The 15,865-nt window shown below is 73.8% G+C and carries 11 protein-coding genes; 1 reads left to right on the top strand and 10 read right to left on the bottom strand.

From position 1 onward, the window contains the following. Window positions 1-140 precede the first annotated feature (140 nt). The 7 genes from ACZ7LE_RS02665 to ACZ7LE_RS02635 form a co-directional block, all read right to left on the bottom strand. Complete coding sequence (locus ACZ7LE_RS02665) at window positions 141-1,262, bottom strand: S1 family peptidase (RefSeq protein WP_470401835.1); 1,122 nt, start codon at window positions 1,260-1,262, stop codon at window positions 141-143. A gap of 194 nt (window positions 1,263-1,456) precedes the next feature. Then, a complete protein-coding gene (locus ACZ7LE_RS02660) occupies window positions 1,457-2,398 on the bottom strand; it encodes a LysR family transcriptional regulator (protein ID WP_397391057.1) in 942 nt (313 codons plus the stop codon). Window positions 2,399-2,536: 138 nt separating this feature from the next. After that, window positions 2,537-4,120 carry a DUF7059 domain-containing protein gene (locus tag ACZ7LE_RS02655; protein WP_470401834.1) on the bottom strand — a complete coding sequence of 528 codons (1,584 nt, stop codon included), beginning with the start codon at window positions 4,118-4,120 and terminating at the stop codon, window positions 2,537-2,539. Window positions 4,121-4,137: 17 nt separating this feature from the next. After that, the gene (locus ACZ7LE_RS02650) at window positions 4,138-5,328 is read right to left on the bottom strand and encodes a hypothetical protein (RefSeq protein ID WP_470401833.1); all 1,191 of its coding nucleotides are present in this window, start codon (window positions 5,326-5,328) and stop codon (window positions 4,138-4,140) included. Window positions 5,329-5,406: 78 nt separating this feature from the next. Beyond that, complete coding sequence (locus ACZ7LE_RS02645; RefSeq protein ID WP_470401832.1) at window positions 5,407-5,736, bottom strand: CD225/dispanin family protein; 330 nt, start codon at window positions 5,734-5,736, stop codon at window positions 5,407-5,409. Window positions 5,737-5,803: 67 nt separating this feature from the next. Next, window positions 5,804-7,462: a M20/M25/M40 family metallo-hydrolase gene (locus ACZ7LE_RS02640; protein WP_470401831.1), complete on the bottom strand. Its 1,659-nt coding sequence runs from the start codon at window positions 7,460-7,462 to the stop codon at window positions 5,804-5,806. Between the two features lie 185 nt (window positions 7,463-7,647). Next, complete coding sequence (locus ACZ7LE_RS02635) at window positions 7,648-10,230, bottom strand: M14 family zinc carboxypeptidase (RefSeq protein ID WP_470401830.1); 2,583 nt, start codon at window positions 10,228-10,230, stop codon at window positions 7,648-7,650. Window positions 10,231-10,345: 115 nt separating this feature from the next. Here ACZ7LE_RS02635 and ACZ7LE_RS02630 point away from each other — a divergent pair, with 115 nt between their 5' ends. Beyond that, complete coding sequence (locus tag ACZ7LE_RS02630; RefSeq protein WP_470401829.1) at window positions 10,346-10,924, top strand: DinB family protein; 579 nt, start codon at window positions 10,346-10,348, stop codon at window positions 10,922-10,924. A gap of 64 nt (window positions 10,925-10,988) precedes the next feature. On the opposite strand, the gene ACZ7LE_RS02625 is transcribed toward ACZ7LE_RS02630, so the two are convergent. The 3 genes from ACZ7LE_RS02625 to ACZ7LE_RS02615 form a co-directional block, all read right to left on the bottom strand. Beyond that, entirely contained in the window at window positions 10,989-13,292 is a 2,304-nt protein-coding gene (locus ACZ7LE_RS02625; protein WP_470401828.1) for a sodium-translocating pyrophosphatase, read from the bottom strand. 188 nt (window positions 13,293-13,480) lie between these two features. Then, complete coding sequence (locus ACZ7LE_RS02620) at window positions 13,481-14,248, bottom strand: haloacid dehalogenase-like hydrolase (protein WP_470401827.1); 768 nt, start codon at window positions 14,246-14,248, stop codon at window positions 13,481-13,483. Then, window positions 14,245-15,759: a helix-turn-helix domain-containing protein gene (locus ACZ7LE_RS02615; protein ID WP_470401826.1), complete on the bottom strand. Its 1,515-nt coding sequence runs from the start codon at window positions 15,757-15,759 to the stop codon at window positions 14,245-14,247. The genes ACZ7LE_RS02620 and ACZ7LE_RS02615 overlap by 4 nt, the downstream gene beginning before the upstream one ends. Between the last annotated feature and the right edge of the window lie 106 nt (window positions 15,760-15,865).

Below are 15,865 nucleotides of genomic sequence, written 5' to 3'. Positions count from 1 at the left end.
CAGGCAACTCCCAGATACCGGTTAGGACATATCGGAGCAATATGCGGACATGCCGCAGAGCGGGTAGGGAGTTCCCCTACCCGCCCCGCGGACCGACGGCCCCGGGGCGTACGGCGCCCCGGCGTCAGCTCGTCAGAGGGTCAGTTCGTCAGGAGCGACACCCCTGCCGCGCTCAGCGCCTCGCCCACCGGCTGGAAGAAGGTCTGACCGCCGGAGGAGCAGTTGCCGCTGCCGCCGGAGGTCATGCCCTGCGCCTGCGAGCCCGCGAGCAGCGAGCCGCCCGAGTCGCCCGGCTCGGCGCAGACATTGGTCTGGATGAGGCCGGAGACGCTGCCCTCGGCGTAGTTCACCGTGGCGTTGAGCGCCTGGATGGTGCCGCAGTGCCAGCCGGTCGTGGAGCCCGAGCGGCAGACGCTGGCGCCCACGGCGGCCGGCGTCGAGCCCTCGACGGCCACGGTGCCGCCGGCCCAGTCGTCGACCACGCCGACCGGGGTGTCCGAGTCGACCGAGACGTAGCTGTAGTCGCTGCCCGGGAACTCCGAGACCTCGAAGGTGCCGCTCGGCTCGCTCGCCGAGGAGCCCACCGAACCGCAGTGCCCGGCGGAGACGAAGCCGCCGGTCACGGCGAAGCCGACCGAGCAGCGCGCGCTGTCGTCGATGAAGTACGCCTCGCCGCCGATCACGTCCGCGAACGTGCGGGGCCGCTCCGCGGACGTCGTCAGCGAGACGACGCCGGCGGGCACGCCCGCCTCGGCCACGGCGGCCCGGACGTCGGCCTGCGCGCCGTCGACCACGTCGACGACGATCTCGTTGGTCACCACGTCGACGTGGTACGAGGTGACGTCGGCCGGGGACAGCGCACCGTCGAGGTCCGCCGTCCAGGCGTCCAGCGCCTTGAGCGAGTTGTCCACCGTCACGGGGGTGGCCCCGGCCGCGCGGACGTCCGCCGCCTCGGCGGCGTCGGTCACGGCGACGTGCAGGGCGTCCGCCCCCTCGACCCAGGCCCCGGCGTAGGAGGCGCCGAGCGACTTCTCCAGGCTCTGCTGCGTGTCCGCCAGGAGCTCCTGCGCCTGGAGCTGGGCCACGGCGTCCGCCGTGGTCAGGTTCAGGTCGCGCTCCATGGCGGAGACGAGACCCGGCGTGTAACCGGCGGTCGCGGCCTCGACGTCGGACGGTGCGGCTGCGACGGCGCTGATGGTGCCGGCAAGGAGGCCCACGGTGGCGGTTGCCACGGCGACGCCCCGGAGGGAAGTGCGACTCATCTCCAGCGACTCCTTGGGTCGGAGAGGGTGAAGTTCCACCCGCAGGTGATTTTTCACCCGCCCTGCCACCGTAGGAGGAGATGGACTTCACGCCCAGATCACACTCAGGTCATACATATTTCCTATGGAGGGCAAACCACGTAAGTGCCCATCCACAGACTCTGCTTGTCGCCGGCTGAGCCTGCGGCTCCGGCTCACCCGAGCATCCCGTACATCGCCAGCCACTGCTCGTACTGCGGGCTGCGGCGCACCGCGTCGCGGTGGGCCCGGTGGGCGGCACCCTCGACGGCCTCCAGGTCGACGCGCAGGTCGGCGTCGTGCCGCCAGCCGAGGTAGTGGGTGCGACGCAGGGGTGCCCCCGACAGGGGGACGGTCACCACCCCCGGCGGGTCCGGCTGGCCGGGCTCCACGAGCGCGACGGCGCGCCCCGCACGCACCTGGTCGACGGCGGTGGTCCACTCGGCCTCGCCCATGCCGCGCGGCGTGAACCCCGCCCGCACGCACGCCGACACGAAGCACTCCTGGAGGCAGCCGTGCGACGGCACGCAGAGCCACTGCTCCTCGGCCAGCTCGGCGAGGGACACCTCGGGCTTACCCGCATACGGGTGGTGCTCGTCGATCAGCACGAACATCGGGTCGGTGCAGACCCGCGTCCACGACACCTCGACGGCCGCCGGCGGCGAGACGTCGGAGCACATCCCGACGAGCCCGACGTCGATGGTTCCGCGGGCGAGCCGGGACGCGACGTCGTCGGGCAGCGGGGGCATCGCCGTCGTGACCTGCGCGCCCGGCATCCCGATGTGCAGCTGGTTGACGAACAGCCCGCCCAGCCCGGTCCCGGTGATGCCGACCCGCACGGTCTCGCCGTGGGCGACGTCGCCGTTGACGAGGCGTTCGGCGTCGTCCGAGAGGGCCGCCATGGCGGGGAGAAGCACGCGAGCGTGCCTGAGTACCAGCTCACCGAGCTCCGTCGGTCGCGCACCGAACCGGTCGCGGACGAAGACGTTCCCGCCCAGGGACCGGTCGATGCGGTTGAGCTGCGCAGTCAACGCCGGCTGCGCGATGCCGAGGGCAGCGGCCGCCTTCGTGACGCTGCCCGACTCGGCAACAGCGACAACCATCCTCAAGTGCCGCATGTCGAGTTCCACACGGTGGAAAATATCTGTCATAGCCGGATATGTCTCGGGCATCGACGAAATTTATCGGTCTTCGACAAGACCGTTACGTCCCGGTAACGGCGCGCCACCCCGCCGCGCCGCCCGAGGCGCCCGCGCTCACTCCTCCAGGAACCCGTCCCTGACCAGCCCCCGGACGGCCGGGAGCAGCTCGGCCGCCAGCGCGTCCGCGGGCACCTCGAACAGCGACGCGAGGGCACCGACGATCTGCCCGACGGACAGCTCGCCGTCGCACGCGCCCACGAGGGCCGCGAGCGGGCTCGACGCGTGCACGCCCCGCCCGAGCCCGTCCCCCTGCCGCAGCACGACGACGTTCGGGTCGGCGGCGCCGGGCGTCAGGTAGCGCTCCTCCGTGACGTCCGCGGCCGTCACGAGGTGGGCCGCGGCGAGCGCGGCGTCGTCCCGGGCCGCCAGCCAGTCGTGCCCGGCGAGGCTGCGGGCGATGTGCGCCCCGAGCGGCTGGCGCACCGACCCGGTGTGCTCCTCCAGACGGCGCAGCGTCACGGCGCCCGAGGCGGGCCGCCGCAGGGTCACGATCCCGAAGCCGACGGCCTCGACGTCCCGCGACGCGAAGTCGTCGAGCCACGCGCCGTACGCGGCGGCCCACGCGTCCGGCTCGCGGTCGGGCGTGGTCCCGCCGTCACGGATCCAGGTCTCGGCGTACTCGGCGGGGTCGAGCACCTCGCGCTGGATGATCCAGCCGTCCAGGCCCGCCACGTCGAGCCAGCGGCCCACCCGCTCGGCCCAGGGCTCGCCCCGGCGGTGCTCCCAGTTGGCGAGGAGCTGGGCCGTGCCGCCCGGGGCGAGCACGTCGCCGACGCCGAGCACGAGGTCGCGCACCAGGTCGTCGCCCGCCCGGCCGCCGTCGCGGTACTCGTAGTCGCCGATCGCGTCGGCCACGGCGCGGCCCGCCGCCCCGGCGTGCGGCGTGATGACGAACGGCGGGTTGGAGACCACGAGGTCGAACCGCTCCCCCGCGACCGGCTCCAGCAGGGACCCGTGCCGCAGCTCCAGCTCGGCGCCGTCCGGCTGGTTCAGCGCGGCGTTGAACCGCGCGAACGACAGCGCGCGCCGCGAGATGTCGGTCGCCACCACCTGCCGGGCGTGCCGCGCCGCGTGGAGGGCCTGGATGCCGCAGCCGGTGCCCAGGTCGAGCACCCGGCCGGTGGGGTTGCGCACGGTCACCTGCGCGAGCGTCAGGGACGCGCCGCCCGCACCGAGCACGTGGTCGGTCGCCAGTCGGCCGCCGGTCGCGAGCTCGCCCAGGTCGGAGGCCAGCCACCAGCGCGCGTCGCCGACGGCGTCGACCGAGGAGTAGGGGTGCAGGTCGACGACGGCGCGCACCTCGTCGTCGTCCCCCGATCCCTGCGTGGCCACCAGGCCCAGCCGCTCCGCGCCGGCCGCACCCGTCGTGGGCAGCGCGCGGTCCAGCGCGGCGCGCGGCACGGCCTCGCCCAGCAGGAAGAGGCCGGCGAGGGTGGCGCGCGGGTCGCGGTCCGACGGCGGCCTGCCGGCCGTCGCCGCGGCGACCGCCCGGCGGGCCGGCAGGGCCTGCTCCCGGTGCAGCGCGGCCGCGGCGAGCGGCCCGAGGACGTTCTCGACGCCGTCGACGTCGTAGGCGGAGGAGAGCAGGTCGTCGCGGAGGGAGGCGACGAGGGCGGGGTCGGTCACAGGAGGCTGCACGGCCCCATCCTGACGGGCTACTGCTGGCAGTTCGAGTTGACGTAGAGCCCGATGGCCTTGGTCGCCTCGATCATCGCCTCGGTGTCGAGCTCCTTCTGCGCACCACCGACCGCCGACAGCACGGCAGGGCCGTCGTTGGCCTTCACCTTCTCGATGTTGTTCGCCACGGTCGAGTAGTAGGTGAACGCCACCGCCCAGTCCGCGGAGATCGCCTCCGGCGGCGTGACGCCGTCCAGGGCGTTGCGGGCGTTGATGAAGCCCTTGCGCAGGGTCTCGGGCTGGTCCTCGACCATCGCCGACTGCGCGTTGGCGGCCTGCGTCCACGCCATCTGCGTCTGCGCGCACGACGCGGCGTCGGCCGACGACATCGGGCCGCCCCCCGCGGGGAGGTTGTCCATGCCCCAGCCCGTGCCGAGGCCCAGCACCGCGGCGATGACGCCGGCCAGCACCAGCACCATCGGCCGGTCGAGGAACGGCGGCAGGCCGCGGCGCAGGGTCCGCTTGATCTTGCGCTGCTGGGCCGTGCTGGGGGTGGGGATACGGCCCCGAGAGCTCTTTCCTGCCTTCGTGGAGCCCGGACCGCGGGACGGGGGCCCGCTCGGCGCGGGGACGTCCGGCACGAGCGGGGCGTCGTCCTCCGGCAGTGGCTCGTCGGGGGCCTCGTCGGCCACCGGACCCACGTTCAGCGGGAAGCCGCCCGCGGGCGTGGGGGCTGTGTCGTCCTTCGGCGCGCCCTTGGCACCCGACGTGGTGCCCTTGCCCTTGGAGCGGGACTTGCCGGCCTTGCCGCTCTTGCCACCAGCACCCTTGCCGCCGGCGTTCTTGCCCCGGCCCCGGGCCGCGGCTGGCTCCGCCGCGGCCGTCACGGAGCCCCACGGGTTCGCGTCGCCCTCGGGCTCGCCGACGGCGGCGTCCCCCCCGTCGACGACGACGGGCGCCGGCACCGGGCCCCACGGGGAGCCGCCGCTCTCCTCGGCCGGCGCGGGGGCGACGGCGTCGTCGGCACCCGCACCCGCGCTGCCCCACGGGCTGGGCGTGGCGGTGTCGTTCTGCGCGAGCCCCTCGGCCCACTCGAGGGCGCTGGCGCCCGGCGCGGCCTCACCCGCCGCGAGGCTCTCCGCCCAGGTGAGGGCGTTGCTCGCGGGGGGACCACCGGCGCGGGAAGCAGCACGACCGCCCCGGGAGCCCTTGCGCCGTGTCGCACTCATAGCCGCGCACTTTACCCGCAGAACCCGGGAGGACAGGAGGGGCAATCGTGTGATAGCTGACGAACTGTGGGTGAAGTGCTACCCGTTCAGGTAGGCGATGCTCGACCAGAACACGACCACCACCAGCAGGACCACCCAGATGGCGAGCGACACCAGGCCCCAGTTGCGCGCCCGGCGGGACGCCTTGCGGGCCTTGTCGTGCTGACCCGTCCTCCAGTGCGCGTTCACGCGCGACGCATTCACGAGCGCGACGATTCCCGTGGGCCAGACGCAGATGGTCATCAGAATGCTGAACACGAGGTACGTCCGCGGCGGGTACTGCAGCTGCGCGGGGTACGTGTGGACGTTGACGTTCACGGGCGAGCGCGACCCGCCCGGCGTCCCGGACGGTGCTGCGGAGCTGCTCATCAAAGTCTCCCTCGCCGGTGTAGAGGGAGAACTTAGTCCAATTTCGGTGTTTTGTTGAATGCCCAGGTCAGCCCGGGATCTTGCGCAACACCTCGCGATAGAAATGCACGCCGCGGCTCAGCGAATCGACGCTCAGGTGCTCTGCGACCCCGTGCGTCGACTGCCGCTGCTCCCGTGTCATGACGAACGGGCTGAACCGGTAGACGTGATCGCTGATCGGCGTGAACCGGCGCGCGTCGGTGGCGGCGACCGTCACGTAGGGCGCCACGACGGCGTCCGGGTAGGCGGCCCCGATCGACTCGGTCAGGAGCGCGAACTGCTGGCTGTCGGTGGGCGAGACCTCGCTGGGCTCGCTGCTCTCGACGACCTCGATCTCGACCCGCTTGTCCCGGATGACACGGCGCAGCCGCGCCACCGTCCGGTCCACGGAGTCGCCGAGCGCCACCCGCACGTCGAGGCGGGCCCGGGCGGTCGTGGCGGCCACGTTCGCGCCGGGGCTGCCCTCCAGCTCGGTGACCGCCACGGTGGTGCGGACCGTCGCGACAGCCTCGGGGCCGCCGCCCGCCAGGGCCCAGGCGGCCAGCTTGCGCAGCGGCCCGGCGGCGGTCCTGGCTGCGAGCCGGAGCGTGGCACCCTGGAGCCCCTTCGCGCCGGGAGCGACCCTGCCGAGCAGCTCCACCGTCGGCGCGTCGACCCGCGCCGCGAACCGGTGCCGGCCCACGCGTGTCACCGCGCGGGCGAGCCGCGTGGTCGCCGACCACCGGCCGGGCGTGGCCGCGTGACCCCCGACGTCGGTGGTGTACAGGTTGATCCCGACCAGGCCCTTCTCCGCGACGCCCACGAGGGCCGTCTGCCGGTCGACGCCGGGCAGCACGTCGGTCGCGACGGACCCGCCCTCGTCGATGACGAGCCACGGCCGCACACCGAGCTCGTACAGTCGGCGGACGGCGATCTGGGCGGACTCGCCGACCGTCTCCTCGTCCGCGCCGAAGAACAGCCAGATGTCGCGCTCGGGCACGAAGCCCTCGGTGAGCAGCGTCTCGACGGCGTCGAGCACCGCGACCAGCCCGCCCTTGTCGTCGAGCGTGCCGCGGCCGTGCACCACCCCGTCGCGGATCTCGCCCGAGAACGGGTTCCCGGGCCAGTCGGCGGCCACCGGCGCGACGTCCTGGTGCGCCATGAGGACCACCGGGTAGGGGTGCAGCACGTCCTGGCGCCCCTTGCCGGGCCAGCGGTAGAGCAGGCCGTGGTCGCCCGCCGGTTCGCTCTGCAGGGCGTGCACGCGGGGGTAGAACGTGGCCAGCGCGGCCCGGTGCCGCGCGAACGACTCGTGGTCCAGGTGCTGCGGGTCCCGCACCGAGACGGTGGGGATCTGCACGAGCGACGAGAGGTGCCCGGCGGCGATGTGGCCGGCCGACGCGTGCCGTTCGGCGTACGGCTCCGACGGGACGAACGGCGAGCCCGGGCGCTTGGACAGCACGGCGTCCGGCGCGGCGGGCTGCTCGGTGACCGGCTGGCGCCGCTCGGCGTCCGGCGCCTTCGTGGCCGCGCCCCGCTCCGGCGCGGTGCGTTCCGGCGCGGTGCGTTCCGGCGCGGTGCGCGCCGGGGCCGCCGGCGCGCTGGTCGCCTCGCGCTCCGGCGGCGGAGCCTGCCGGGCTGCCGCCTTCGCGATCATTTCGGCCGTGACCTGAGGGATGGCCTCGGTCGGGTCGATGTCGGCACTCACGGGACCTTCTCCTGCTCCGGGTCCCACGTCGGGGCCCCCTGCGTCGGGGCTCCCGTCCACGCCCGCGGACCACGGGGCGTTCGGGAGCACAACACCGCAGACGATAGCGGTAGCACCCGGTTTTCCACATACCCCTGGTGATCCCGGACGCGCCGCGGACCGCACGGGTCAGCCGTCGGCGGTGGTCACGACGCGGCCCAGTGGATCGCCGTCCCCGCCTGGCTCAGGCCGCCCCGGGGATGGGTGCGGAAGAAGACCGACGTGCCGAACACGAACGCCCGCGCTTGCCCCATTTTGCCGGATACGGCAGCAATCTGCCCGTCGGCCGCCTCCGGGCCGCCGCGGTCCTCCGAGGACGACCAGTGGCCGGCGAGAAAGCTGCCGTAGGTCAGCTCCGCCGTGGTGCCCGGGCCGAGACCCGTGAACCACACGGCCGGGTAGACGAACCCCTGCTCCTGCGGGTGGTCGTCCAGCACGTCGCCCGGGACGTCGGTCTCGATGATGCCGTTGCCGGCCGCGTCGCCCCGCACCGCGGTGCCGCTGACCAGCCCGTACGACTCCGCCGCCGCGAACGCGCCGGCCCCGCGCCCGACGATCGCGCCGCCGTCGCGCAACCAGGACCGGACGTACGCGTGGCCGGCCGACCCCGCGGGCAGGTCCAGGGACGAGCCCACCCACAGGACGTCGGCGCCCTCGAGCCCGGTCGGCCGGGCCGCCGCCGCGCTCGTGCCGATCCCGCGCGCCGAGACCGCGACCAGGTCGTCGAACCCGAGCGCCAGGAGCGACAGGCGGTCGTCCTGGTCGCCCACGTACGCGATCGTCAGGTCCTCGGCCGGCTCCCCCGCCGCCCAGTCGGCGCGCGACGCCGGCGTGAAGTCGATGCCGTACCGCTCGGCCACGTCGTGGGCCGCCCCGTGCCCGCGCGTCCCGACGACGGCGCCCCCGCCCGCCGTGAGCCGCACCGTGACGCCCTGGCCCAGCAGGTCGTTCAGGGCGCGCTGGTCCGCGACGCCGGCCAGGTCGAAGCCGACGTAGGGCTGCCCGTCCGGGACGCTGCCGCGCTCGCGCCCCGCGCCGACGGGGACCGTCCGGCCCACCGGGCCGTCCGTGGTGGCGCCCACCCGGTCCACCGTCGCGCCCCAGAGAGCGGCCAGCGACCACGCCGAGATGTCGTACATGGCAGGGACCTTCGCGGAGATGTCCGAGCCGGGGCCGAGCAGCGAGCTCGCCAGGCCGCGCAGGGGCTGGTGCAGGTCCACCACGTACGAGCCGGCGGGATAGGTGGTGCCCGTTCCCGGAAGGTGCGCGGGGGCGACCAGCCGCCCCACGTCGATGCCATGGAACAGCAGCGTGTCCACGAGGTCCTCGGCGTCGCTCGCCGAGCGCTGGCCCGGCCCCGCCGGGATCACGTATGCGCGCGGCAGCCGCACCGGCTCCTGGTCGTCCGCCCGGCCCCAGAGCCGCTTCCACTCGTCCGGGCCGGGTACGCCGTCGACGTTCCGGGCGGTCAGCGCGACCTTCGGCGCACCCGCCACCCCGCGGCGGAACATCTCGACCTGGTTCGCGAGCATGGCGTCCGAGTGGGCGTGGACGTAGTCGATCATCGACGTCATCGTCGTGACGGCCACCTCGGTGTCCACCGCCGAGTCGGCCCGCGTCGTGGTGGGGCCCGTGCGGCCCAGCGGCAGCTCGACCGTGCTGGTCACCGCGCCCTGCAGGGACGCGTACTGCGCGGTGAAGACCGGCGGGTAGTCGTCCCAGCCCGACGGCGTGTCCCGGTACGGGATCTTGACGAACCCCGTGTCCTCGTCGACCGCGTCGCCCGTGGCCGGGTCGTAGGAGGTGTTGCCGTCGATGTCGGCCGCGACGACGTCGTCCTCCACCTGGCGCGCGATCGCGTACGCGTGCGGCACGAGCAGGTCGTACTCGTAGCTCGCGCCGTGCGGCGGGCCCGCCGGCTCGACCTGCAGCACGTCGGTGTACCCGTGGAAGTCCGCCGCGAACAGCGGCTGCACCGCCTGGACGGTGCGCACGTACGAGCGCGCCTCCGGGGTGGCGAGCGTGATCATGTCGCGGTTCGCGTCCAGGCCCAGGGACGTCTCGCGGGTCCCGTGGGTGCGCCCGTCCGGGTTGAGCGTCAGGCTGAACACGAGCCGGTGCCGCGCCAGGGTCTCCCGCGTGGCGCGGTCGTCCGCCGTGGCCAGGCGCTCGATGACGCGCAGCGCGGCGTCCGTGCCCTCCCACTCGTCGCCGTGGATGTTGGCGCTCATCCAGACCGGGGTCTTGTAACTCGCGCGCAGGGCGGCATCGCGCGCCGCCCGGTCCGGCCGCTCCCGGATCTCCGTGCGCCATGCGGCCTGCCGCGCGGTCTCCGACCGGCGCTCCGGCGCCGTCACGGTGACCAGGTAGAGGTCGCGGCCCTCGGTCGACTGCCCCACCACCTGCGTCGAGACCCGGTCGCTCCGGTCCATCAGCTGCGTCAGGCGCGGCGCGAGGTCCGCATGGCTGACCGTGCCGTTGCGCGCCGTGGCGTCGCGCTCGTTCGCCGGATAGACACGAAGGTCGGGCTGGTACGGGTACGACGTCGGCAGGCGCAGCCCGGCCTGACCGCTCGGCACCGGCTCGGGCGGGACGTACGAGGCGACGAAGGCGCCCGGGTCCGTGGGGCCGTCCGCCGGGCTGGTCCGCGCCACGGCAGGCGCACCGAGAGCGCCGACGGCGAGCGTCGCGCCGGTCAGCGCGGCAAGCAGGCGAGTACGAACGAGCAACGGTGCCTCCCAGCGACAACGCCGCCCAGTCTGGACCATGACGCGGGGGAAGTGGGAGCGGACGCCGGCCGAGAATCGCGTTGACCGGCCCGGGACCGGAGGGTGCACTGGTCCCATGACGACAGAGCGATGGACCTCAGCGACCGTCTACCCCGACATGTGGGCGGACCCGGACGACGACCCGCGTGAGGCGCTGTCCAGTCCGGTCGGCGAGAAGGAGACCCTCTGGAACTACCTCAAGCACTACCGGCTCACGCTGGAGATGAAGTGCGACGGGCTCGACGCCGAGCAGCTCGCCCGCCGGTCCGTGCCGCCGTCGACCATGTCGCTGCTGGGGCTGGTGCGGCACCTCGCGCACGTGGAGCAGACCTGGTTCCAGCGGGTGCTGGGGGAGCAGCCGGAGCTGCCCAAGCTGTTCGGCAAGTCGCCGGAGACCCCCGACGCGGACTTCGACGGCGCCGTGGCCGACCCCGCCGTCGTCGAGGACGCGTGGGAGAACTGGCGGCGCGAGGTCCGGGACGCCGACGCCTGGATGGAGTCCCTGCCCGAGGACGGGCTGGGCGCGACCGTCCCCCACCGGGGCGACGACATCCCGGTGCGGGACGTGCTGGTGCACATGATCGAGGAGTACTCCCGGCACGTGGGCCACGCCGACCTGCTGCGCGAGTGCGTGGACGGCCGCGTGGGCCAGTAGCAGGCAGAGGTAGAACCCCGGCGATCTCGCCAGGGTTCTACCTCGCCGCGGTACTCCCTCGGCGTCAGACCGCCGCGGCCGTGCGGTCCTGCTCGGCCTGCTGGGCCGCGTCGACGCGCGACGCCCGCACGCGGGACCAGATCACGGCGCCGAACGCCACGGCCGCCGCCACCAGCGCGATGCCGATGCGGAGCGCGTGGTTGGCGTCGTCCGGCACGCTGATCGCCACCACCGCGGGGGCGATGAGCAGCGCGACCAGGTTCATCACCTTGATCAGCGGGTTGATCGCCGGGCCGGCGGTGTCCTTGAACGGGTCGCCCACGGTGTCACCGATGACGGTGGCCGCGTGCGCCTCGGACCCCTTGCCGCCGTACTTGCCGTCCTCGACGATCTTCTTCGCGTTGTCCCAGGCGCCGCCCGAGTTGGCCAGGAAGATCGCCATGAGCACGCCCGTGCCGATGGCTCCGGCCAGGAACCCGGCCAGCGGCCCGACGCCGAGTCCGAAGCCCACCGCGATGGGCGCGAACGCGGCCAGGAGGCCCGGGGTGACGAGCTCGCGCAGCGAGTCCCGGGTGCAGATGTCCACGACCTTGCCGTACTCGGGGCGCTCGTCGAACGTCATGATGCCCGGGTGCTCGCGGAACTGGCGGCGCACCTCGAAGACGATGGCGCCCGCGGCGCGGGTGACGGCGTCGATCGCGAGCCCGGAGAACAGGAACACGGTGGCGCCGCCGAGGATCACGCCCACGAGGGTGACCGGCGAGATGATCTCGTAGCTGAGCATCGAGGTCACGAGGCCCGAGCCGACGCTCCCGACCTGGGCGAGCGCGTGCGACACGGCGTCGGCGTACGAGCCGAACAGCGCCGTCGCGGCGAGCACGGCCGTGGCGATCGCGATGCCCTTGGTGATGGCCTTGGTGGTGTTGCCGACGGCGTCCAGGTCGGTGAGGATCTGCGCGCCCTCCTCGTCGACGTCGCCGGACATCTCGGCGATGCCCTGCGCGTTGTCGCTGACCGGGCCGAACGTGTCCATCGCGACGATGACGCCGACCGTGGTGAGCAGGCCGCAGCCGGCGAGGGCCACGAGGAACAGGGCGAGCGGGACGGAGCCGCCGGCCAGCAGGAACACGCCGCAGATCGCGGCGGCGATGATGCCGGCCGTGTAGACGGCGGACTCGAAGCCCACGCCGATGCCGGAGAGCACCACGGTCGCGGCGCCCGTGCGGGACGTCTCGGCCACGTGCAGCGTCGGCTTCTTGTCGGTGCCGGTGAAGTAGCCGGTCACCCACAGGATGACGCCCGCGAGGACGACGCCGATGAGCACGGCGAGCGCGGACACGATGCGCGGGTCGGCGGTCACGTCGGTGAGGTCCGCGGTGCCGGTCATCTGGCTGAACGAGGACGGCAGGTAGACGAAGGCCGCGACGCCGGCCAGCACGGCGCCGACGACGGCGGAGATGTAGAAGCCGCGGTTGATCGCGGTGAGCCCGCTCTCGGACCCGCGGACGCGCGTGATGAACACGCCCAGCAGCGCGACGAAGGCGCCGATCGCGGTGACGATGAGCGGGAAGACGAGGCCCTGCTCGCCCATCGCGGCCTTGCCCAGGATCAGGGCGGCCACGAGGGTCACGGCGTAGGACTCGAAGAGGTCGGCTGCCATGCCGGCGCAGTCGCCGACGTTGTCGCCCACGTTGTCCGCGATGGTGGCCGCGTTGCGGGGGTCGTCCTCGGGGATGCCCTGCTCGACCTTGCCGACGAGGTCGGCACCGACGTCGGCTGCCTTGGTGAAGATGCCGCCGCCGACTCGCATGAACATGGCGAGCAGCGCGGCGCCGAAGCCGAAGCCCTCCAGCACGGCGGGCGCGTCGACGTCGTACACGAGCACCACGAGCGCGGCGCCGAGCAGGCCCAGGCCTACCACGGACATACCGACCACACCGCCGGTGCGGAAGGCGATGCGGGCGCCCTCGGCCCGACCGCCCGGGCGGGTCGCGGCGGAGGCGACGCGGACGTTGGCGCGCACCGCGAGCCACATGCCCAGGTAACCGATCGCGGCCGAGAACCCCGCACCGAACAGGAACGCGATCGAGCGTCCGACCCGCACGCCGCCGTCGCCCGGCAGCAGGAAGAGCAGCGCGAACACCACGGCCGCGAACAGCACGAGGGTGCGGAACTGCCGCTTGAGATAAGCGGAGGCGCCCTCCTGCACGGCCTGGCCGATGTCCTGCATCTTGGCGGTTCCGTCAGGCGCGGCGAGCACCTGGCGGCGCAGCACGAAAGCGCACCCGAGGGCAGCGGCCGCGATGACGGCGATCACCGCCACCGTGGTGTAGCTCCCCGTGCCGAAAACAATGTCTCCTTCGGGCATCCGTCCTCCTCGACGAGCTCCGGGAACTGTTCCCCCAGATATGTATTGCCCGGCACAGGCTTGACCCGTGCAAGGCCGATGCGACCCGCCAGCAACGTCGATGGCGGGAAGAGACCAGAGTCTACCCACATGTGACGACAGTCACTATGTCGGAACATCAAGGGCTCCGCACCCTGGTCAGACCGGTCCTACGCGGGTCCCGCGGTGTCGGTCAGCACGCGGATCTGCTGGATCAGCCGGCCCGAGTCGGTCAGGTCGGGCAGCACCACGTCGGCCCCCGCCTCGGCGAGCCGGTCGGCCGGCGTCGTCCCCGAGGCCACGGCGACGACGCGCGCGCCGCCCTCGAGCCCGGTGCGCACGTCCTCCAGCGAGTCCCCGACGATCACGGTGTTGCCCTGGTGGAACGTGCTCGCGTACTTGTCGCCGGCGCGCCGCTGGGCGACCGCGACGAGGGCGGGGCGGTGCGCGTCGTCGGACGAGTAGCCGCCCACCGCGGCGTCGACGTAGTGGTCCATGCCGAAGACGCCGAGCTTGATCCGGGCGTTCTCCTCGAGGTTGCCCGTCAGGACCGTGGTGACCAGGTCGGGCTCGGCCGCGACCGCCTTGAGGGCGCCCAGCGCCCCGGGGAGCACGGTCCCGAGGCGGCGCACGTCGTCGGTGTGGGCCGCGAAGCGCACCGGGACCGCCGCGAGCATGCGCGGGAGCAGTCGCTCGGCCTCGTGCTCGGGCACCCCGTTGTCGGCCAGCAGTCCGCGGATGGCCAGCGGCATCGTCACGCCGGTCCCCTTGGCCGGGAGGCGTTCGGCGGGTCGTCCCACGACCTCGGCGAACGCCTCCCGGTATGCCGTCCGGTCCACCTCCCCGACGTAGACGAGGGTCCGATCGATGTCCCAGAGCACCAGGGCCCTGGCACCATCGGTCCGGACGTCGCCGCCGGAGGTGGGCGGGGCGGTCACGACGCCAGTGCCGCGATCCGCTCGGTCAGCACCCGCGCTCCTACGCCGGAGCGCCTCGTGGAACCGCCCCGCCGCAGGTCGGCGGACAGGTCCCGCAGGTGCTCCCGCAGCCGCGCCGACTGCACGGTCTCCGCGATGCTCACCGCCTCCTCGCCCGTGGCGCAGGCCGCGTCGAGGTCGCCGGCCCGGGCGTGCGCCTGGGCCGCCCGGCTGAGGAACAGGCCGTGCGTGCGGCGTTCGCCCGCGCGCTCGGCCCGGATGGCGTGCCCGAAGCTCTCCACGGCGCGCGCCGTGTTGCCGAGCGCCAGGTGGGCCGAGCCGGACTGCCCGTGGATCTCGCCCTCGTTCATCCAGTACAGCCAGTGCGGGTCGTCCTCGCCGCGGCCGCGGGCGCACAGCTCGGAGGCCTCCCCGAGGGCCCGGCGCGCGGCCTCGCCCTCGCCGGCGGCCGCGTGGCCGCGGGCCTGCCGGGTCAGGAGGGTCGCGGAGAGGTGCGGCGCGTCCAGGCGGGCGATCCGACGCCGGCCGGCCTCCGCCGCGCGCACCGCGTCCCGCGGGTCGCCGCTGGAGTAGCCGTGGATCGCGAGGTAGGACAGCGCGCCCGCGCCGAGCCGGTCGTCGGCGGCCGCGTGCGCGGCCCGCAGGCCGGCGAGCATGTAGGCGCGCGCCGCGTCCGTGCGCCCGGCGTCGAACGCGAACCAGCCCGCCTGCGTGGCGGTGTCCGCGGCGACGGCGGCGAGCAGCCGGCCCGTGACCTCGTCGTACGTGCTCCGCTCCAGGATCCGGACCACCAGGGCGAGGTGGGCGCGGGCCAGGTCGGCGACGGCGCCGCTGCCCGAGCCCTTGTCCATGACCCGCAGCTCGTCGAGCGTGCCCTGCAGGTGCCCGCAGAGCTCCAGCGACACCCGGGTACCGACCGTGGCGCGGCGCAGCGGCTCGGCCTGCTCGGCGTCCCAGCGCTGGATCATCGAGTTCAGCGCGATGCCCGACGCCGGCCGCGGCGTGTCCGTCCCGGCGGCGTCGCTCATCGCGGTGGCCGACACGGGCCCGTTCGCGTCCGAGGGCAGCCAGTCCGCCGTGCTGTCGGCGACGTGCGCCAGGCGGAGCGCGGTGAGCATCCGGTCGGCCGTCCACGGCAGCGCGGGGTCCGGTGCGGTGGGCGTCACGACCACCGGAGCGCTGCTGACCTGGCCGGACGTCGTGGCCCGCGTGGGCTCGGCGGCGTCGGGCAGCGGGCTGATCCCCGGGAGCGGGAGCCGCACCAGGTCCGGCGGCGTGCCCAGCCCCGTGAGGAACTGGACGACGCGCGAGACGTCGGTCAGGCGGCGGTCACCGCACTCCAGCATCGACAGGTAGGACTGGCTCAGCCCTGTCAGGGCGGCCACGTCCTCCTGTCGCAGCGGGACGAGCTGCCGCACCATGCGGCTGACCTGACCGAAGTCCCAGTCGGCGAGCGCCGAGCGGACGGCTTCGTCCTGCCAGACCCGTGCCGGGACGCTGGGCAGCGACACCACGGGAACTGACTCGGTGCGCCGGCACGCGGCACAACGGGCTTCGGAGTTGTAGCGGCTGAGGACACAGCCGCATCGAGCGCAGGTGCGTACGGTTGCACGAGGC

The sequence above is a fragment of the Promicromonospora sp. NPDC110617 genome, from assembly GCF_055598465.1.
Note: the sequence above shows the minus strand (reverse complement) of the source record. Positions and strands in the feature narration are given on the sequence as shown.